General features: G+C 39.0%; 19 protein-coding genes. 12 read left to right on the top strand and 7 right to left on the bottom strand.

Going from position 1 to position 19,370, the window contains the following annotated elements; genetic code table 11:
• The 3 genes from QZ620_RS04420 to QZ620_RS04410 are packed head-to-tail and all read right to left on the bottom strand — an operon-like array spanning nt 1 to nt 3,417.
• Nucleotides 1–1,596, bottom strand: a complete 1,596-nt coding sequence (locus tag QZ620_RS04420; RefSeq protein ID WP_295179468.1) for an FMN-binding glutamate synthase family protein — start codon at nt 1,594–1,596, stop codon at nt 1–3.
• The gene (locus QZ620_RS04415; protein WP_295179466.1) at nt 1,596–2,870 is read right to left on the bottom strand and encodes an amidohydrolase; all 1,275 of its coding nucleotides are present in this window, start codon (nt 2,868–2,870) and stop codon (nt 1,596–1,598) included. The genes QZ620_RS04420 and QZ620_RS04415 overlap by 1 nt, the downstream gene beginning before the upstream one ends.
• Nucleotides 2,871–2,880: 10 nt before the next feature.
• Nucleotides 2,881–3,417 carry a DsrE family protein gene (locus QZ620_RS04410; RefSeq protein ID WP_295179464.1) on the bottom strand — a complete coding sequence of 179 codons (537 nt, stop codon included), beginning with the start codon at nt 3,415–3,417 and terminating at the stop codon, nt 2,881–2,883.
• A 153-nt stretch (nt 3,418–3,570) separates the two neighbouring features.
• Between QZ620_RS04410 and QZ620_RS04405 the strand changes: the two genes are divergently transcribed.
• The 4 genes from QZ620_RS04405 to QZ620_RS04390 all read left to right on the top strand — a co-directional run bounded on the left by QZ620_RS04405 (nt 3,571) and on the right by QZ620_RS04390 (nt 7,952).
• On the top strand, nt 3,571–5,892 hold the full coding sequence (locus QZ620_RS04405) for an ATP-dependent helicase (RefSeq protein WP_295179462.1): 2,322 nt from the start codon (nt 3,571–3,573) through the stop codon (nt 5,890–5,892).
• A 232-nt stretch (nt 5,893–6,124) separates the two neighbouring features.
• On the top strand, nt 6,125–6,337 hold the full coding sequence (locus QZ620_RS04400) for a DUF2945 domain-containing protein (RefSeq protein WP_295179460.1): 213 nt from the start codon (nt 6,125–6,127) through the stop codon (nt 6,335–6,337).
• 55 nt (nt 6,338–6,392) lie between these two features.
• Nucleotides 6,393–7,013 (top strand): L-threonylcarbamoyladenylate synthase, encoded by a 621-nt coding sequence (locus QZ620_RS04395; protein ID WP_295179459.1) that lies wholly within the window; start codon nt 6,393–6,395, stop codon nt 7,011–7,013.
• Between the two features lie 102 nt (nt 7,014–7,115).
• Nucleotides 7,116–7,952: an alpha/beta hydrolase gene (locus tag QZ620_RS04390; RefSeq protein WP_295179458.1), complete on the top strand. Its 837-nt coding sequence runs from the start codon at nt 7,116–7,118 to the stop codon at nt 7,950–7,952.
• A 47-nt stretch (nt 7,953–7,999) separates the two neighbouring features.
• Here the strand turns inward: QZ620_RS04390 and QZ620_RS04385 are convergent, their stop codons facing one another.
• The 4 genes from QZ620_RS04385 to QZ620_RS04370 all read right to left on the bottom strand — a co-directional run bounded on the left by QZ620_RS04385 (nt 8,000) and on the right by QZ620_RS04370 (nt 11,565).
• Nucleotides 8,000–9,058 (bottom strand): hypothetical protein, encoded by a 1,059-nt coding sequence (locus tag QZ620_RS04385; protein ID WP_295179457.1) that lies wholly within the window; start codon nt 9,056–9,058, stop codon nt 8,000–8,002.
• A 126-nt stretch (nt 9,059–9,184) separates the two neighbouring features.
• Entirely contained in the window at nt 9,185–10,030 is an 846-nt protein-coding gene (locus tag QZ620_RS04380) for an OmpA family protein (RefSeq protein WP_141877139.1), read from the bottom strand.
• Between the two features lie 90 nt (nt 10,031–10,120).
• Nucleotides 10,121–11,119, bottom strand: coding sequence for a glycosyltransferase family 2 protein (locus QZ620_RS04375; RefSeq protein ID WP_295179455.1), 999 nt, complete (start codon nt 11,117–11,119; stop codon nt 10,121–10,123).
• Entirely contained in the window at nt 11,116–11,565 is a 450-nt protein-coding gene (locus QZ620_RS04370; RefSeq protein ID WP_141877141.1) for a type I restriction enzyme HsdR N-terminal domain-containing protein, read from the bottom strand. The genes QZ620_RS04375 and QZ620_RS04370 overlap by 4 nt, the downstream gene beginning before the upstream one ends.
• A gap of 82 nt (nt 11,566–11,647) precedes the next feature.
• On the opposite strand from QZ620_RS04370, the gene holA reads away from it, so the two are divergent.
• The 8 genes from holA (at nt 11,648) to QZ620_RS04330 (ending at nt 19,324) form a co-directional block, all read left to right on the top strand.
• Nucleotides 11,648–12,652, top strand: coding sequence for a DNA polymerase III subunit delta (holA, locus tag QZ620_RS04365; RefSeq protein WP_295179454.1), 1,005 nt, complete (start codon nt 11,648–11,650; stop codon nt 12,650–12,652).
• Nucleotides 12,653–13,555 (top strand): 1,4-dihydroxy-2-naphthoate octaprenyltransferase, encoded by a 903-nt coding sequence (gene menA / locus QZ620_RS04360; RefSeq protein WP_295179452.1) that lies wholly within the window; start codon nt 12,653–12,655, stop codon nt 13,553–13,555.
• A gap of 87 nt (nt 13,556–13,642) precedes the next feature.
• Entirely contained in the window at nt 13,643–14,323 is a 681-nt protein-coding gene (locus tag QZ620_RS04355) for a metal-dependent hydrolase (RefSeq protein WP_295179451.1), read from the top strand.
• Between the two features lie 2 nt (nt 14,324–14,325).
• Entirely contained in the window at nt 14,326–15,360 is a 1,035-nt protein-coding gene (locus tag QZ620_RS04350; protein ID WP_295179449.1) for an o-succinylbenzoate synthase, read from the top strand.
• Nucleotides 15,361–15,367: 7 nt separating this feature from the next.
• Nucleotides 15,368–16,282, top strand: a complete 915-nt coding sequence (locus QZ620_RS04345; protein ID WP_295179447.1) for a CPBP family intramembrane glutamic endopeptidase — start codon at nt 15,368–15,370, stop codon at nt 16,280–16,282.
• Nucleotides 16,283–16,351: 69 nt separating this feature from the next.
• A complete protein-coding gene (locus QZ620_RS04340; protein WP_295179445.1) occupies nt 16,352–17,446 on the top strand; it encodes an AMP-binding protein in 1,095 nt (364 codons plus the stop codon).
• A gap of 3 nt (nt 17,447–17,449) precedes the next feature.
• Nucleotides 17,450–17,980 carry a CIA30 family protein gene (locus tag QZ620_RS04335; protein ID WP_295179444.1) on the top strand — a complete coding sequence of 177 codons (531 nt, stop codon included), beginning with the start codon at nt 17,450–17,452 and terminating at the stop codon, nt 17,978–17,980.
• 24 nt (nt 17,981–18,004) lie between these two features.
• Entirely contained in the window at nt 18,005–19,324 is a 1,320-nt protein-coding gene (locus QZ620_RS04330; protein WP_295179442.1) for a M24 family metallopeptidase, read from the top strand.
• The last annotated feature ends 46 nt before the right edge of the window (nt 19,325–19,370 follow it).

Here is a 19,370-nt window from a genome sequence, read left to right as displayed (position 1 = left end):
TTAATGTATAGCGTCTTCAGTTATTTGTAGCGATTTTAAATCAAGGTTACCACCTAAGTGTGGACACGTCACTAATTCTGTTACAGACTGGAAATTTACTTTATCCTTAGTATATCCAAAAGTAGATTCTAATGTATTTGCAAGATTCTTATCACTTAAGTTGATCTCGATATCGTTGGTGGTGAACTGTGCGGGATGTTCATGACCACAGGCATGCGTAATTTGAAGCAGCTCTTTTCTGAATTTTACAAAGTAGAAATTAGTACGCATCGATTTATCTGCAATATCAATACCTTTTTGCAACCATTTATTCTGAGTTGCAATTCCGGTAGGGCAGGTATTGGTATGGCAGCTTTGAGCCTGTATACAACCAATACTCATCATCGCTTCCCGACCAACGTTGATACAATCTGCACCCAAAGCAAATGCCATCGCAGCTTTTGCGGGGAATCCAAGTTTACCAGCCGCTACAAAAACGACCCTTTCAGTAAGCTCATATTCCTGAAAGATCTTGTAAACATCACTAAAACCGTAGATCCAAGGGACCGAAACATGATCTGCGAAACTTGGAGGCGCAGCACCGGTACCGCCTTCACCCCCGTCTATAGTAATAAAATCGGGTCCGTGATTTTTAGATTTCATGATCCCTGCAAGTGTATGCCAGTCATCAAGATTTCCAATGGCAGCTTTAATTCCTACCGGAAGACCTGTAGCCGCTGCAATTTCCTCAAGAAAAGTAATCATATCTTCAAGGTTGCCGAAAGCTGAATGGTAAGCCGGTGAAAGAACATCCTTTCCCATTGGAACTCCCCGTATTTCTGAAATCTCTTTTGAAATCTTTTTCGCTGGAAGAACACCTCCTTTTCCAGGTTTCGCTCCCTGGGATAATTTAAGTTCGATCGCTCTTACTTGTGGGTTTTCCTGTACTAGTTTGACTAGTTTGGACATGTCGAAATTCCCCTGTTCATCTCTGGTTCCAAAATATCCGGTTCCTATCTGGAAAACAACATCTGCACCTTTTTTGTGGTAAGGAGACAATCCGCCTTCACCAGTATTATGATAAGCTCCGGAGAGTTTACAGCCTTCATTCAAAGACTCTATAGCTTTAGCTGAAAGTGAACCATAACTCATTGCCGACACGTTAATTACTGAAGCCGGTCTAAATGGTCGTTTCCGATTATTGTAGGTTCCCATTGCCTTTGCGCAAGGGATCAATCCCGAGTTTTTCTGGTTTGGATGTCCTGCAGGTAATTTATAAGGGAGAATGGAATTTTTGACAAAAATATAGTGCGAAGAATACATGTCCTGATCTGTACCGAAGCCCTCATAATTATTTTCATTTTTTGCTGAAGCATATATCCAGCTTCTTTCTCGCCTGTTGAAAGGCAATTCTTCCCTGTTATTGGCTACCAGATATTGTCTAATTTCAGGTCCAATGCTTTCCAGGAAGTAGCGAAGATGCCCAACCACCGGGAAATTGTGTTTAATGGTATGCTTCCGATTAAAGAGAACATCGTTAATAGCGATGATTACTAATATGAGTAGTATCCATCCCCACCATGGGATAGAAATTAAGAAGCTTAAAATTTGATCCATTAGGAATTGCTTAAAAAATCAAGAGTTAATTGTGTCATTGTTTTGACACCAAGTAAAAGTCCGCTTTCATCAATATAAAAGTCGGGAGTATGGTGTCTTGTAGGTTCAGCATTTTCGGGCCTTCCACCTAAAAAGAAATAGAATCCTGGAACTTTCTCCTGAAAAAAGGAAAAATCTTCTCCACCGGTGGTTGCCTTCATTAAATTTACGTTCTCTTTTCCTGCAACATTTTCAAGAGTGGGAAGCATCTGTTGGGTCAGGGCTACATCATTAAAAGTGATCGCGGTATTATTCTGAATATCGATCGTAGCAGAACCACCGTATGCCTGGGCAATTGTCGGCACAAGTTCGCGCATTCTGGATAGGATCACTTTTTTATTTTCTGGATCTAATGTTCTAACGGTACCAATAAGTTCGGCAGTTTCAGGAATGATATTAAATCGCACACCACTGGTGATCTTTCCAACCGTAATTACAGAAGCCGACTCCGTTAAATCTGCGTTTCTACTGATGATAGTTTGCAGACCATCAATGATCTTGGCAGAGATTAATATTGGATCCACACCACTCCATGGCGCTGAGCCATGTGCTTGTTTACCCTGGACATTTATTACGAATCTTTCCACTGCAGCCATGGTGCCTTCAGGTTTGTATTTGATAGTTCCCACTGGAGTAGCAGCGTTAATATGCAATCCAAAGATGGCATCTACATCAGGATTTTCAAGAACACCTTCTTTGATCATTAGGGCAGCTCCACCTTCCTCACCCGGTGGCGGTCCCTCTTCAGCAGGTTGAAAAATAAATTTAACGGTTCCATTGATCTTGTCCTTATGCGTTGAAAGAATTTCAGCAACACCCATAAGAATTGCGGTGTGAGTATCATGTCCGCAAGCATGCATCACTCCGGTTTGAGAGCCTAAGAATTCAGTGGTTTTGGTTGACTTAAATTCCAGATCATTTTTTTCTTTCACCGGTAGCGCATCGATATCTGCTCTAAGAGCCAGGGTTTTGCCAGGCTTGTCACCTTTTAAAATTCCCACAACCCCGGTCTTTGCAATTTCAGTAGTAGTTTCGATACCAAGTGACTTCAGGTGTGCTGCTATCTTTTTAGCGGTTTCGAATTCACGATTGGATAATTCCGGATTTTCGTGAAGATCTCTTCGCCAATCGATCACCTTATCTTCTATATTCTGAAAATCATCTTCTGGAACATTCTGCTGCGCCTGAAGTCCAAGTGTTGCCAGAAAAATGCTTAAAGTAATTATATGTTTCATATTAGAAAGTTTAGAATTTTATCAAATGATAACCATCTGCCTGAAGTTGCACAAGTGCTGTCATTGCTGAAAGAGCATACTTTATATCTTTATGAACATTTTCAGGATCTACACTATAATGTGCTGCTCTCTGCCCGCAAACGATAAGTTCTGTTCCGGCATTTGCCAGTGCTGTAAACAGCTGTGTATTCGGATTTTCTTCAGTATCAGGATACGCCTCAGAATACGAAGCATCATCGAAAACATCTTTGGTTGCTGAACCATGAAAGACCAAAGCGAGATGCATATTTTCAGGATCTACTCCAGCTTTTTCATGCATATTTAAAAAACGGGCGGCTGTTTCTACCAGTTTATTGACTTCAGCAGGATCAAAATTCCTGTCGATATCAAATACCACTTTGTATACCAGATTTGTACCTACTTCAATTTCGGCATGAGGAACAATGATGGTTTTGCCATATTCAGGAATAACATTTCCAGATTCAAATTTTTGAGCAAAAGATAGATTGACCCAAAGAATAGTAAATAGCAAAATCAATTTCTTCATGGAAGTAAGATGGAATAATGTTGAATTTTTAAAGATATTAAAATATCGTGCAATGCTTCAGAAGACTTCCTTAATGTTTAAAAATCGGTTGGATACGGGTTTAGTTTTTTGAGCATTTTAGTTACCTTTCAGCATTAATAAAATGGAGAAGATTTGGAAGCTTACTTAGCTGAATTAAATGATGCACAAAGGGCCCCGGTGCTGCAGAAAGACGGACCAATGATCGTTATTGCCGGTGCGGGATCTGGCAAAACAAGGGTGTTAACCTACAGGATTGCTTACCTGATGAATCAGGGAGTGGATGCGTTCAATATTCTTTCGCTAACCTTTACCAACAAGGCAGCACGGGAGATGAAACAGCGTATTGCCAAGATCGTTGGAAGTAGCGAAGCGAAGAATCTCTGGATGGGAACTTTTCACTCCGTTTTCGCTAAAATGCTGAGGTTCGAAGCCGATAAACTTGGTTACCCTTCAAATTTCACCATTTACGATACTCAGGATTCTCATTCGGTGATAAGAGCGATCATAAAAGATATGCGTCTGGACAAGGATGTGTACAAATACAAACAGGTCTACAACCGGATTTCTTCTTATAAGAATAGTCTTATTACGGTAAAGGCCTATTTCCAGAATCAGGAATTACAGGAAGCCGATGCGATGTCCAAAAAGCCAAGATTGGGAGAGATCTACCAGCAATATGTAGATCGCTGTTTCAAGGCGGGTGCGATGGACTTTGATGATCTGCTTCTAAAAACGAATGAATTACTGAACAGGTTTCCGGATGTACTTCACAAGTACCAGAGTAGATTTAAATATATCCTGGTGGATGAGTATCAGGATACCAATCATTCTCAGTATTTGATCGTAAGAGCACTTTCAGATAAATTTCAGAATATATGTGTGGTAGGAGATGATGCCCAGAGTATCTATGCTTTTCGTGGTGCCAATATTAATAACATTCTGAATTTTCAGAAGGATTATGATAATGTACAGATGTACAGGCTTGAGCAGAATTACAGGTCTACCCGAAACATTGTTCACGCAGCCAACTCAATTATTGATAAGAATAAGACCAAGCTGGATAAGATCGTATGGACCGCGAATGATGACGGGCCAAAGATCGTTGTGAACAGGTTACTTACAGATGGGGAAGAGGGGCGCTATGTTGCCAGTTCTATCTTTGAGAACAAAATGCAACAACAGCTTAATAATGGTGATTTCGCCATCCTTTATAGAACGAATGCGCAGAGTAGGGCGATGGAAGACGCGCTGCGGAAGAGGGATATTCCTTATAGAATTTATGGCGGACTTTCATTCTACCAGCGAAAAGAGATCAAGGATGTTCTTTCTTATTTAAGACTTATACTGAATAATAAGGATGAAGAGGCTCTGAAAAGAGTGATCAACTATCCAGCGCGAGGAATTGGACAGACCACGATGGACAGGCTTTCTGTAACCGCCAATCAGCATAACAGGTCTATTTTTGAAGTTATTCAGAATCTGGACAAACTTGAACTTAAGATCAATCGTGGAACGCAGACCAAACTGGAGAATTTTGTAAATATGATTCAGAGTTTTGCCATTTCCAATGAAACTATGGACGCCTTCCAGATCGCTGAAATGGTGACTAAAAAGACCGGGCTGGTTCAGGAACTTAAAAAAGATGGTACACCTGAAGGAATTGCCAGAATTGAAAATATAGAAGAACTGCTTAATGGTATCAGGGATTTTGTGGAAGGCCAGCGAGAGATAGCAGACGCCACTGGATCTTTATCAGAATTTCTTGAAGATGTGGCACTTGCTACAGATCTGGATAATGATACCGGGGATGATGATCGAGTTGCACTAATGACCATTCACCTGGCCAAAGGTCTTGAATTTCCTTATGTATATATCGTAGGAATGGAAGAAGATCTTTTTCCATCGGGGATGAGTATGAATACAAGAAGCGAACTTGAAGAAGAACGCCGATTGTTTTATGTAGCTATAACCAGAGCCGAGAAGCAGGCCTATCTTACCTATACACTTTCCAGATATCGCTGGGGTAAACTTGTAGATGCCGAGCCTAGTAGATTTATTGAGGAAATCGATGAGCAATACCTTGAAACTCTGGTGCCACAGGATGATTATAAGTACAAGCCCTTAATAGACACAGATATCTTTGGAGATGATGTGGATAAGAGCAAATTAAGACAATCCAAACCCAGAACAGGAACACCACCTCCTGCACATAAACCTTCAGAAGAACAACTGCGTAAACTTCGAAAATTAAGACCAGCTGCAAAAGAGCCGGAGAAAGCTATGAACACTTTGAATCTTTCCGCGGGGGATGAAGTAGAGCATATGCGTTTTGGAAAAGGTAAAGTTCTTAAACTTGAGGGTGTTGGCCAGGATCGAAAAGCTGAAATCGAATTTGAACAGGGCGGTATAAAGAATTTACTCTTACGTTTTGCGAAGCTGAAAATTCTTTCCTAAAAATTTCTAGAATTACTGTAGAAAATACATATATTAGCTCAGAGTCGTATAAATCCCTACATTTTTACAACTCCAGAAACCAAATAAAAAACAACGTTTTTATAGAGACCTGCTTTTAGGTCTCTTTTTTTATGCCTCTTCGGAATAAGTTAATCTTCTTGTAAAACACTGTTAGCGATTTATTTAAATTTCTTCGGAAATTTGATCTATGAACTATCTTGAAAAAAAAGTTATGATTAAAGAAGGAAGTAAAGTAAAATGGGATTGGGGAAATGGAACTTCGGAAGGAAAAGTGCAAAGTACATTTACCAAGAAAGTAACCCGAACAATCGATGGTAATGAAGTGACCCGCGATGGAGAAGAAGGCAACAAAGCATTGTACATCGAACAGGAAGATGGTAGCAATGTTTTAAAACTTGAAAGCGAAGTTAAAAAGGCAGACTAAGACCTTAGATTTGCGCGGAATATCTTAATTTTAAGAAGATCAAAAACATACTAATATGGCTGAACTTCTAAGAATTTACGATGAAAATCCTGCACCAAAACATATAAACAAGGTAGTAGAAGTCCTCAAAAAAGGAGGCCTTATCATATATCCAACAGATACCATTTATGGGTTGGGATGCGATATCACCAATAACAGTGCATTAGAAAAGATTGCCAGGATCAAGAACGTAAAATTGGAAAAAGCTAATTTTTCCTTTGTTTGCGAAGATCTTAGCAATCTTTCTGATTATGTAAAACAAATCGATACAACTACCTTCAAGATTCTTAAAAGATGTTTACCAGGCCCATATACTTTTATATTACCGGGCGGAAATAATCTTCCAAGTGTCTTCAAAAAGAAAAAAACAGTAGGGATCAGGGTTCCGGATAATTCCATTTGTCAGGCGATAGTCAAGGCACTTGGTAACCCAATTATTTCAACCTCGATTAGGGATGAAGATGAGGTACTGGAATACAGTACAGATCCAGAATTAATTCGTGAGAAATGGGATAACCTGGTGGATCTGGTAATCGATGGTGGTTATGGCGATAATGTTGCTTCAACTGTAATCGATCTTACAACGCCAGAGCCCGAAGTAATCCGTGAAGGAAAAGGTTCCCTTGAAATCATGTAAAATTTTAAGATTTCCCACTCTTTCTAGTTAATTCGCTATTAAAGCCTTATCAGGTTTTTTCAAACTCATTATGGGATAGTAACTTAAAAGAAAAAATAAGTTATGAGTACATTAGAGACTACAACTAAAGTTAAGGGGCAACCTATTAATTTATATTATGAAGACTATGGTGAAGGTAAACCGGTAATTTTAATTCATGGTTGGCCATTAAGTCATAGAATGTGGGAATACCAGATAGAATCTATCGTTGAGGCAGGATTTAGATGTATTGCCTACGATCGCAGAGGTTTTGGAGCAAGCGATATGCCATGGACTGGATATGATTATGATTCGCTGGCAAAGGATTTGAATGATCTTATCAATAAATTAGACCTTAAGGATGCTACGATCGTTGGTTTTTCTATGGGTGGAGGAGAAGTAGCCCGCTATATCGCAAACTACGGAACTTCTAAATTAAGCAAAGCGGCCTTAATATCAGCAGTGCCACCATTTATGCTGAAGACTGACGATAATCCTGATGGTTTGGATGCAGAGACATTTGAAGGTTTTAAAAAGAATCTTAGAAAGGACCGTCCCGGATTTTTATCAGAATTTGGAGACCAATTTCTCAACTTCGAAGACAATGCAGATAGAATAAGTGAAGATATGGCGCACTACTATTGGTCTATAGGATCTCAGGCATCACCGAATGCCACTTTGGAATGTGTCGACTCGTTCGGAAAAACAGATTTTAGAGAAGATCTAAAGAAATTCGATATTCCTACGCTGGTTGTTCATGGTACCGCAGATCAAGTCGTACCTATTAAAATAGCTGGAAAAAAGAGTGCTGAAATGATATCAAATAGCGAATACCATGAGGTGATGGATGCTCCACACGGTCTTGTTCTTACTCACACTGCAGAGTTTAACAGGTTACTCGTAGATTTTCTTAAGAAGTAACCTATAATTAACTAAATGAATGAAGCCCTCTAGCGAGGGCTTCTTTATTACATGGATTCCAGAAACGCCGTATGTATTTCAAATGGCTTTCCTGGTTTTCCTTTCTTTTTCTCAGAGTACGCCAGTTCGAAACCGCTTTGGGCAGCTTTCAATCTTTGAGCAGGTGTTCCGTGATGACCTGGACTTTCAGTAAAACAATCTCCGGAACTATAGCTCATGTCGAAAAATGATTCGATGCGCTTCCAATTATAAGTTGCACCTCTTTTGTGACCCAGAAAATAAGCTGCTGCAAAATCTGCCTCTAGTTCTCTTAAAAGCTCAGGATTCTCTAAATTGATATAGTCACTCTTCCATTGTTGATTATACTCAAATTGAGCCTGGTGCCACCATTCGTGAGCGAGGAGTCCGCTAAAGGCTATTTCTCCGGGAATCCCTGATTCTTCCAGTAACTCTAAAATACCATCACTTATGACCAGAAGACCATTTGATCTGGTAAATGCATCGAGGGCAAAGAAGGTATTTTCGGGGATCTGCGTGCTTTTCTCATAAGTTTCAATAATATGTAAAGCTTTAATTCTAGCTTCTGTAGCATTGCGAACGCTACGATCAAAACTTTCGATCATATCAGCTAATTGCTGTGGATCTTCCAGGGTTGCGGTATGCTGTCCATTTAAATAGATCTGCCGGTCAAGCTGCCAGAATTTCTGAAGTTCTCGTATGCGTTTATATGCTAGATGATCGTATTGTCCATCACTACCATAATAATTCGGACCAATATAATGAGTAACATATTTGGTATGAAGGTCTCTTAAATAGAAAACCGGTTCCACATCAAAGTATGGATCTTCAATCAGTTTCTCGAAATTCTTCCGAAGTAGACTTTGAAACGACGTGATTTCGCAGGATCGATTTTTAGCCGGAGGATATTCAATCTCGGTAAGCATTTTATAAGAGTTGAGATCAATTTCTCTAATTTCAAACTCAGCTGAAGTATAAATGTTTTCTGTTGATTCGGTCTTAGTTTCAATAGTTTCCGAGGAGCAGGATACCTGGAACAGGGAGAGACCTAGAAGAAGTATTCCGCTACTAATTTTGAGTGCTTTCATCATTAGTGATTTAGAGAGTAGGGAATACTACTAAAATAATATAAATTCCTGAAGATCAGATGTTAAAACTGATAAATAAAAAAGCCCCTGCAATGCAGAGGCTTTGATATATAGAAAGGTTTCTAATTAGTTAGACTGAGAACTAGCTTTCTCCATTCCATCTTCGATCATACTATAGAATTGATCAAGTTTAGGAAGAACAACAATTCTTGTTCTACGGTTCTTAGCACGACCTTCAGCAGTTTCATTGCTTGCAAGTGGTACATAGTAAGATCTACCTGCAGCAGTCATACGAGCTGGCTCAACACCAAACTCATCCTGAAGAACACGTACTACAGAAGTTGCACGTTTCACACTTAGATCCCAGTTATCTTCGAACATAGAAGTGCTGATTGCTTTGTCATCTGTATGACCTTCAACCATAAATTCGATATTTGGCTTGTTGTTTACAACAGTAGCTACTTTACCAAGAACTTCTTTCGCACGAGATGTTACGTTGTAACGACCGCTATCGAAAAGTAATTTGTCTGAAATAGATACGTAAACAACACCTTTCTCAACATTAATCTCGATATCCTCATCATTAAGGTTGCCAAGAGCTCCTTTAAGACTGGTTACAAGAGCAAGAGTTACAGAATCTTTCTTGTTCATGGCATCTTGCATAGAACGAATTGCAAGGTCTTTTTCTTTGATACTTTCCAAAGAACGTTCCATGTTCTCAGCTTCTTTCTTAGAAAGAGTTGCTAAGTTCCCTACGTTGTTCAATAACGCAGCATTGGTATTATTTAAATTTGCAACCTGGCTATTTAGACGCTCTTTTTCATCAAGACAGGAGTTCAATTTTACTGTAGCAGTATTTAATTGATCCTGAGTTTCACGTTGTTTTGTTTCAAGTTCATTGTATTTTTTCTGTGAAACACATGAAGATAGCAAAAGGGCCGCAGTAGCCGACATTAGCATGATTTTTTTCATAACTAGTTTCTTAAATTTTAAATTGTTTAGAGGCCAAAAATATCAAAAAAATAGCAAGGTGGAAAGCTATTTTAACATTTCCTTTTTATATTATTTTTTGAGTTCACAATAGCGGGCCTTTTTAAGGATAAAATGTTGATACACAATAGAACGCAATTCATAATATCGCTCAATTTTAAAATGATCGGGACGCTTTTTTCTAATCTTGTTAAATGATGAATAGAAGCTGCCATGAGCTTTTAAAATTGCCGTAAAATGATCCACTTTTCCTTCGCTTAAAAACTTCAGAGCAGCAACTCCGTCAAGGATCATTCTTCCGAATAATATTGGGAGTAAATCTGTCGATCTAAGGTTTTTCAGCAATAAAAAAAGACCATTTCTAAAATTATAATAGGTTTTTTTGGGATCCATACTTGATAAGGTCGCTCCACCTACGTGGTAAACGACAGAATCTGCTGTATATTTTATGCGATATCCCATATTCTGAATTCTCCAGCAAAGATCTATTTCTTCCTGGTGAGCGAAGAAGTCTTCATCAAGTCCGCCAGCTTCCTGGTAAACTGAATTCCTAATGGCAAAGCAGGCACCTGAAGCCCAGAAGATCTCATGGTTATCATCATACTGTCCTATATCTTCCTCCATTTTCTGAAAAATCCTTCCCCGGCAGAAAGGATATCCAAATTGGTCTAGATAACCACCGGCTGCACCGGCGTACTCAAAATGATCCTTTTTTTTGTAATCTAGTATTTTTGGCTGAATTGCCGCTACATCTGCTTCTTTTTGAAAGATTTCCAGTATTGGAACCAGCCAGTTCCTGGTAACCTCTACATCACTATTCAGTAGAATGATAATTTCTTCGGAAACCGCCTTTAAAGCCTCGTTGTATCCGCCGGCATAACCATTGTTCGATTTATTCTGGATAATATGGACCTCTGGGAAGCTGATCTTTAAAACCGCTACAGATTCATCTGTAGAATTATTATCAGCTACATAGATCTTTGCTTCTTTAGAATTTGTAATAACCGAAGGCAGGAATTTTTTCAACAGATCTTCCCCGTTCCAGTTCAGGATAACTACAGCTATATTCATGCTCGTTGATATTCCGGTAATTCGGTTAGAAATATATAGGTTTCCTTTTCATAATCCATCTGGCAAAAGTAATGTTCAATCCCGTTAGTTACCATCAAATAATTTGCTTTTAAGCTAAGGTTATACCTGGCGATCTGGTCGAAGGTGTCCTGGGTGATCTTAATTTTAGGTGCTTTACATTCCACGATAATATGGATATTACCTTTTGGCTCGAAGACAACCACATCATACCTTTTCGTAAGACCGGCGATCTTTAATTGCTTTTCAACATTGATAAGACTTACCGGGTAATTTTTTTCTTTTTCCAGAAACTTAACGGTATGTTGACGTACCCATTCTTCAGGCGTAAGGATGATAAACTTTTTCCGTAGATCGTCAAATACAGCTACTTTATTTTGATTATTTTTGAACCGAAATGAGTAGGATGGGAAATTCAGCTTCTGCATTTTTCAAAAGTAATGAAGATTATTCAGTGATAAAATATCACCTTCAGTTTTCCATCAATTCTAAATCGCCGTAAACTCCTCTATGGACGAAGCCAGAAAAATTGTAAACGAGATTAAACAAGGTGATATTAAACCTATCTATTTCCTGATGGGTGAGGAAACCTTTTATATAGACGGAATTTCGAATTATATCGCAGACAATCTTCTTTCCGAAGAAGAAAAGGGTTTTAATCAAATGACCCTCTACGGAAGAGATACGAATATCGAGGAGATCGTGAGCAATGCAAAGCGGTATCCCATGATGGCCGAAAGGCAGGTAATTATCGTAAAAGAAGCTCAGGATCTTTCCCGGACTATCGAGAAACTGGCAGATTACGCTGAAAATCCTCAGCCTACCACGGTACTGGTGATGTGTTATAAATATAAAAAGATCGATAAGCGCCGGAAGCTGCATAAAACCATTGCGAAAAATGGTCTTATTTTCGAAAGCAAACGACTTTATGAGAACCAGGTGGGAGATTGGATCATGAAGACAATGAAAAGTCGGGGATATTCAATTTCTCCAAAGGCTTCTCAAATGCTGGTTGAATTCCTGGGAACAGATCTTGGGAAGATCGATAATGAACTTCAAAAGCTTCAGCTTATTTGCAAGAAGGAAACGCTTATTAGTCCGGAGATCATTGAAGAAAATATCGGGATTAGCAAAGATTTCAACAATTTCGAATTGCGTAAAGCGATTGGAGAAAGAGATACTTTGAAGGCGCATAGAATAATCAATTATTTTGCTCAGAATCCTAAAGACAATCCACTGGTAGTGACCATTAGTCTGTTGTTTTCCTATTTTTCCCAGATCCTGCAATACCATGGTCTTAATGACAAATCCAAGGGAGCGGTTTCAAAGCAATTAAAAATAAGTCCTTACTTCGTGGGTGATTATATCACTGCAGCGAGAAATTTTCCAATGAAAAAAGTAAGTAAGGTGATTAGTGATCTGCATGAAACTGATGTGAAAAGCAAAGGGGTAGGCGCTGCAAACGTTTCACAGGGAGATCTTCTAAAAGAACTTCTTGTAAAAATCATGAATTAAATGAGCAAATTTTCAACCTGGGTTGGTGCGGCAAGGCTGAGAACACTTCCATTATCTATTTCAGGGATAATTGTAGGAAGTAGTATCGCTGCGCAACAAGGACAATTCAACCTCGCAATTTTTAGTCTTGCTCTAGGAACTACACTTGGATTACAAATTTTATCAAACTTTGCAAATGACTACGGTGACGGGGTCAAAGGAACCGATAATGAAGATCGAATAGGACCCATGCGTGCCTTACAAAGTGGGATCATTACTCAGAAGGAAATGCTTCGTGCGATGGTTATTACCGCGGTTGCAACTTTTATACTAGCTGTATTACTGATCTATGCTTCTTTCGAAGACGAAAATTGGATCGCTGCGCTGGTGTTTTTGATATTGGGAATAGGTGCTATCGTCGCTGCGATCAAATACACGGTTGGGAATTCTGCCTATGGTTATCGCGGTAGAGGGGATATATTCGTTTTTATATTTTTTGGACTCGTTGCCGTCTATGGTAGTTACTTCTTATATACTCATGATCACAACTTTGTAAGCTTCTTACTGGCAGTAGCCATTGGTTTTTTAAGTGTCGCGGTTCTCAACCTTAATAATCTTCGGGATAGAATTTCAGATGCGAAAGCTGGTAAAAATACGCTGGTGGTGAAATTGGGAGAGCGAAAGGCGAAGAATTACCATTACCTGTTAATTATTGGAGCTTTGTTCTTTATGATGATATATTCAGCAATGGTATCCAGGGAACTGGATGATTATATGTATCTGGTAGGTTTTATTCCACTCATTTTTCATTTAATACGCGTAGGTAAAAATGAGAACCCTAAAGATCTGGATCCCGAGTTAAAGATAGTGGCGCTTTCCACATTTGGAATCTCAATTCTATTTGCGATAGGACTTGTGCTCTAAGGTTTAAGTTTAACAAAACTATATAGCCAGCTAATTATAAGAATTTAGCCGAATCCTTAATTTTATAAAAACCGAAAAACTTTTTTTATGAAAATTACATTTTACGGGCAGAATACCCTCGCTTTGGAAATTGGAGATAAGAACATTCTGGTAGATCCTTTTATTACCGGGAACGATCTATCCAAGGATAAAGTAGACATTAAAAAATTAAAAGCTGATTATATTTTGCTTACCCATGCACATGAAGATCATGTGCTGGATGCTGAAGCAATCGCTAAAAATACGGGCGCCAAGATCGTTAGTAATTACGAGATCGCCAATCATTATGGAGATAAAGGCTTTGAGGTACATCCAATGAATCACGGAGGTAGCTGGGATTTTGACTTTGGAAAGGTGAAATACGTGAATGCTTTGCATACCAGTTCATTTCCAGATGGCAAGTATGGAGGACAACCCGGCGGTTTTGTGATCGAAACTGATAGCGGGAATATTTATATCGCCGGTGACACAGCTCTAACGCTCGACATGAAATTGATACCCATGAGAACTAAAATTGACCTCGCCGTGCTTCCAATTGGCGATAACTTTACCATGGGTGTAGAAGATGCCATCCTCGCCAGTGATTTCATCGAATGTAATCGTATCCTTGGATGTCACTATGATACCTTCGGTTTTATTGAAATCGATCATGATGATGCTAAAAAGAAATTTGCCGCCAAGGGTAAAGATCTTTTACTGCTCGATATTGGTGAATCTGTTGAAGTATAGTTATGAAAGCTTCTTACAAACGATACCTTTTAGAATTCAAACGCCCCAGTGGAACTTCCCGGGGCGTTCTTACTGAAAAAGAAACGTGGTTTCTGAAGATCGAGGATAATGGACGCTATGGTATAGGTGAATGTGGAATTCTAAGATCATTAAGTTATGATGATCGTCCAGATTACGAGGATAAGCTACATTGGGTATGTGAAAATATCAACCTGGGAAAGGAAATGCTGTGGGAAGAATTACGCGAATTCCCCAGTATCCAGTTCGGAGTTGAAATGGCGTTTCGTAGCCTCGAATCAAGCACTCCTTTTGAATTATTTCCTTCGGAATTTACTCAGGGAAATGATCATATTGCAATAAACGGACTCATTTGGATGGGGGACAGGGAGTTCATGAAAAAACAAATTTCAGAAAAGATTGAGCAGGGATTTCGCTGTATAAAGCTGAAAATAGGCGCGATAGATTTTGAAACTGAAATTGGATTACTGAAATCTATCCGGAAGAATTTTTCCGCAGAAACTATGGAGCTGAGAGTCGATGCCAACGGAGCATTTCATCCAGCCGAAGCATTGAAAAAATTAGAGCAGCTTTCTAAATTCGATCTTCACAGCATTGAACAGCCTATAAAACAGGGCCAAATTTCAGAAATGACGCGTTTATGCGCCAACACACCAATTCCAATTGCCCTGGATGAGGAATTGATAGGAGTCACAGATGTAACAGAAAAGGCAAAACTGATACAAACTATACAACCACAATATGCCATATACAAACCAAGTTTGATCGGTGGAATGAAAGGTACCCAGGAATGGATCGATATCTGTGAATCTAACCAGGTGAAATGGTGGATCACCAGCGCACTGGAAAGCAATGTTGGGCTAAATGCAATTGCACAGTGGACTTACACGCTGGATACAGATCTTCCCCAAGGTTTGGGAACTGGTGGTTTGTATACAAATAACTTTACCAGTCCGTTGCTGGTGCAGGATGGTAAAATTCAATATGATCCTCAGGTAAACTGGGATTTTAAATTTTAAGAAAATTATGTTTATAGCGCAGGCGTTCAAATACGAACATTCTTTCTGGAGATATCTGGTGATTCCAATTCTGTTTTTTGGCCTAATGTCTCTCAACTATGTAGCGGTCGAAATGCTAGATCTGGATGTGAATGAAATGATGCGACAACAAATTGAAAGTAAAGGTTCCAACAGGGTGCTTTTCGAGAATTTGCTGTCATTTCTTGTATTTCTTGCCGGGCTCTTGCTTTGGGTCAAATATGTTCATAAACAGCCAATTAAAACCCTGACCACCAGTCGACAAAAAGTAGACTGGAGTAGATTCTGGTTCGCCTTTGCCCTGGTTGCCGTATTCAACATTGGAATTACTGTACTGGATTATTATTCGAATCCGCAGAATTATGTTTTTAATTTTCAATGGGAACCTTTTTTATACCTGCTATTGATATCAGTTTTTCTGATTCCTATTCAAACGAGTTTTGAGGAATATTTCTTCAGAGGTTATTTGATGCAGGGGATAGGTGTGCTTGCTAAAAACAGGTGGATACCTTTGGTGCTTACTTCTGTGATTTTTGGGGGTTTACATTATTTTAATCCTGAAGTTACCAAACTGGGTAATATAATTATGATCTATTATATTGGAACTGGTTTTATGCTTGGAATCATGACCTTGATGGATGAGGGAATGGAGCTTGCTTTAGGATTTCATGCTGCGAATAATTTAATTACAGCCTTACTTGTTACTGCCGACTGGACTGCCTTCCAGACCAATTCCATCTTAAAGGATGTATCAGAACCTTCTGCAGGCTGGGATGTATTAATTCCCGTTTTAATCATTTACCCTATCTTCCTTTTCATCTTTGCCAGGAAATATAAATGGAATAACTGGTCTGAAAAACTCTTCGGAAGAGTGAAAAGACCTGAAAATGTAACAATTACTTAGGATATTCAGGAATTTAATTGCAAATTCTTAACTTTAAGTAATCGGTGAATGTCCAACTTAGCTTGAAGTATGAATAATAATTACAAGATTCCTGAAACTCACCCTGACTTTAGGTTGAACAAACGGCACTTCACAAATGCCGAATTGAAGCATATCGCTTATAGTTATATCAAGGAAGGTGAGCCGTTTGAACAGCAAATTGGTAATTTCCTGCTGGACTGGTTAAAACCGACAGATTATATTGAAGTACATACTTCGGGGTCTACCGGGAAACCCAAAAAGATCAGGCTTACCAAGGAGCACATGATCAACTCAGCGTTGGCGACTTCAAAATTCTTTAAACTTCCCAACCATACCAAAGCATTATTATGTCTTCCTGTAGATTATATAGCAGGAAAAATGATGCTGGTAAGAGCAATGTTTTTAGGTTGGGACCTGGATTCGGTTTCACCATCATCAAATCCTTTCGATCAACTATTTAAGGTTTACGATTTTTCAGCGATGACCCCTTTCCAACTTGACAATTCCATAGGCAGGCTTCATCTGGTAAAAAAACTTATTATTGGTGGAGGAGCAGTTTCACCAAGGTTACGAAAAATGCTGACCGATATAGATACACGGATTTATGAAACCTACGGCATGACGGAAACCTGTAGTCATATAGCCGCAAAACGTTTAAATCCTACGAAGAAGAAAGTATCAAAAGCCTTCAAATTATTACCAAATGTAAGTATTACTAAAGATGACCGCGATTGTCTTGTGATCAAAGCTCCAAAAGTACTGGACGAGGAAATCGTTACGAACGATGTTGTCGAAATCATTACTTATAAAAAGTTTATCTGGAAAGGGAGATATGATAATGTGATCAATTCCGGAGGAATAAAGATATTTCCTGAAGAAATAGAACGTAAGATCAATAAGAAACTCGATCATCGATTCTTCATCACTTCTATGCCAGATGATGCTCTGGGTGAAAAAGTAGTCATGTTTGTGGAAGATGATTTTTCCGAAGAAAGACTAACCGAGCTTAGGGAAATGGTTGGGAATATGAAATCGCTTGGGAAATATGAGAAACCAAGAAAGATCTATTTAATCGCTAAATTCGAAGAAACTCCAAACGGCAAGATTCACCGTGAAAATACTGCGAAAAGCAAAGTGTCCTAAATCATGATTAGAACTGCTCTTATCATTATAATCTTGTTCAATGTGAATGAAAAATTAATTTTCGATTTTAATTCCGATACCAAAATCAGTGAATGGGTGGTATTGGAAGATCGCGTAATGGGCTGTAGATCCAATGCAGAGATCAGTCTTACCGAAGTTGGACATGCCAGATTTAGCGGTAATGTTTCTCTTGAAAACAATGGAGGTTTTGCTTCAGTTCGACATCGATTGAATGTAGAAGGAGTAAAGACGTTCAGCAAAGCAATGATAAGGCTTAAAGGGGATGGTAAGAATTATCAATTCCGACTCAAGAACAAATTGAATGATCGTCACTCCTATATACAGGAATTCTCTACCAATGGAGAATGGCAGGAAATTGAGCTTGATTTAGCAAAAATGTATCCTGGGTTTCGAGGTAGAAAATTAGATATTCCCAACTGGGACCATGATATCATACAGGAAATCACCTTTCTTATTGGCAATAAAAAAAATGAAGAATTCAGTTTATTGATAGACTATATTCGGCTGAAATAAATCCATTCCCATCATCTTATACTTATGCGTTATTTACTAGGTTTTATACTTTGTATGCTCACTTTTAGTGCTCAAACCCAAATACTTTCAGAAAAAGATCGCGCATCTATTCGCGATGAGATACTTGCTGAGCGATTTGATAGGCTTCTGCCAGTCTTGATGGATCGAGCTGAAATTGATATGTGGGTGATTATTTCAAGAGAATATAATGAAGATCCTGTGATGAAAACCATGCTTCCTTCCACCTGGCTAAATGCGAGAAGACGAACCATGCTGGTGTTTTCCAGAAGGGGAGATTCTATAGAAAAACTTGCGGTCGCCCGTTATAATATTGGCGATGCTATCAAGTCTGCCTGGGACAAGGAGAAGCAGCCTAATCAATGGAAAGCACTCGCAGATATCATTAGCTCTCGGAATCCAGAAAAAATCGGGATCAATATTTCTGAGAATTATGGTCTTGCAGACGGATTGGTTAAAACCGATTATGAGGAACTTCTAAAAAGTTTGCCGCAAGAATATCATTCGAGGTTGATTTCTGCGGAAGATCTTGCCGTAGGTTGGGTAGAAACCCGAACTCTTAAAGAGATGCTACTATTTAGTTCATTGGTGGAACTAACGCATGAGGTCATTCAAGAAGCCTTTAGCACTCAAGTGATAGAGTCGGGAGTAACTACTACAGATGATGTGGTCTGGTGGTTACGACAAAAAGTGACCGATCTGGGACTGGAAACCTGGTTTCATCCAACCGTGGATATTCAGAGGAGTAACGAGCAACTTGTAGATCATATCACTGCATTCTCTAATGAAAATGGAAGCGATATTATTCTGAAAGGAGATCTGCTTCATTGTGACTTCGGAATTTCATATTTAGGTTTAAATACAGATTGTCAGCAAATGGCTTATATTCTTCAGGATACCGAAACCGAAGCTCCACAATTCTTACAGAAAGCCCTGGCAAAAGGAAACAGGTTGCAGGATATTCTTACTGAAAATTTTAAAACTGGCAGAACAGGAAATGAAATTCTGGCTGCGAGTCTGGAAAAGGCAAAAGCTGAAGGTTTAAAACCTTCGATCTATACCCATCCACTTGGGTTTTACGGGCATTCTGCAGGACCAACCATTGGAATGTGGGATCAACAGGGTGGAGTTCCCGGGACTGGGGACTACCCACTTTATGAGGACACGGCCTACGCAATTGAATTAAATACGGAAGTGAACATTCCAGAATGGGATAAGGATATAAGAATTATGCTGGAAGAGGCAGGATTCTGGGGAAAAGAAGGCTTTCGATACGTAAATAAGAGACAGACATCTTTAATACTTATCGATCCCTCTGCGGAATAAAAAAAAAGCAGCTAAAAAGCTGCTTTTTTTATTTAATTTTTTCTAC

It is taken from the genome of uncultured Christiangramia sp., from assembly GCF_913046405.1.
In the GTDB taxonomy this organism is placed as follows: domain Bacteria; phylum Bacteroidota; class Bacteroidia; order Flavobacteriales; family Flavobacteriaceae; genus Christiangramia; species Christiangramia marina.
The sequence above is the reverse complement of the archived record's forward strand: the minus strand, read 5'-3'. Positions and strand labels throughout refer to the sequence as shown.

What these genes read in the sequence shown, in the direction of transcription:
- QZ620_RS04420 (WP_295179468.1), bottom strand. Translation starts at nt 1,596, where the DNA reads ATGGATCAAATTTTAAGCTTCTTAATTTCTATCCCATGGTGGGGATGG.
- QZ620_RS04415 (WP_295179466.1), bottom strand. Translation starts at nt 2,870, where the DNA reads ATGAAACATATAATTACTTTAAGCATTTTTCTGGCAACACTTGGACTT.
- QZ620_RS04410 (WP_295179464.1), bottom strand. Translation starts at nt 3,417, where the DNA reads ATGAAGAAATTGATTTTGCTATTTACTATTCTTTGGGTCAATCTATCT.
- QZ620_RS04400 (WP_295179460.1), top strand. Translation starts at nt 6,125, where the DNA reads ATGATTAAAGAAGGAAGTAAAGTAAAATGGGATTGGGGAAATGGAACT.
- QZ620_RS04395 (WP_295179459.1), top strand. Translation starts at nt 6,393, where the DNA reads ATGGCTGAACTTCTAAGAATTTACGATGAAAATCCTGCACCAAAACAT.
- QZ620_RS04390 (WP_295179458.1), top strand. Translation starts at nt 7,116, where the DNA reads ATGAGTACATTAGAGACTACAACTAAAGTTAAGGGGCAACCTATTAAT.
- QZ620_RS04385 (WP_295179457.1), bottom strand. Translation starts at nt 9,058, where the DNA reads ATGAAAGCACTCAAAATTAGTAGCGGAATACTTCTTCTAGGTCTCTCC.
- QZ620_RS04380 (WP_141877139.1), bottom strand. Translation starts at nt 10,030, where the DNA reads ATGAAAAAAATCATGCTAATGTCGGCTACTGCGGCCCTTTTGCTATCT.
- QZ620_RS04375 (WP_295179455.1), bottom strand. Translation starts at nt 11,119, where the DNA reads ATGAATATAGCTGTAGTTATCCTGAACTGGAACGGGGAAGATCTGTTG.
- QZ620_RS04370 (WP_141877141.1), bottom strand. Translation starts at nt 11,565, where the DNA reads ATGCAGAAGCTGAATTTCCCATCCTACTCATTTCGGTTCAAAAATAAT.
- holA (WP_295179454.1), top strand. Translation starts at nt 11,648, where the DNA reads ATGGACGAAGCCAGAAAAATTGTAAACGAGATTAAACAAGGTGATATT.
- menA (WP_295179452.1), top strand. Translation starts at nt 12,653, where the DNA reads ATGAGCAAATTTTCAACCTGGGTTGGTGCGGCAAGGCTGAGAACACTT.
- QZ620_RS04355 (WP_295179451.1), top strand. Translation starts at nt 13,643, where the DNA reads ATGAAAATTACATTTTACGGGCAGAATACCCTCGCTTTGGAAATTGGA.
- QZ620_RS04350 (WP_295179449.1), top strand. Translation starts at nt 14,326, where the DNA reads ATGAAAGCTTCTTACAAACGATACCTTTTAGAATTCAAACGCCCCAGT.
- QZ620_RS04345 (WP_295179447.1), top strand. Translation starts at nt 15,368, where the DNA reads ATGTTTATAGCGCAGGCGTTCAAATACGAACATTCTTTCTGGAGATAT.
- QZ620_RS04340 (WP_295179445.1), top strand. Translation starts at nt 16,352, where the DNA reads ATGAATAATAATTACAAGATTCCTGAAACTCACCCTGACTTTAGGTTG.
- QZ620_RS04335 (WP_295179444.1), top strand. Translation starts at nt 17,450, where the DNA reads ATGATTAGAACTGCTCTTATCATTATAATCTTGTTCAATGTGAATGAA.
- QZ620_RS04330 (WP_295179442.1), top strand. Translation starts at nt 18,005, where the DNA reads ATGCGTTATTTACTAGGTTTTATACTTTGTATGCTCACTTTTAGTGCT.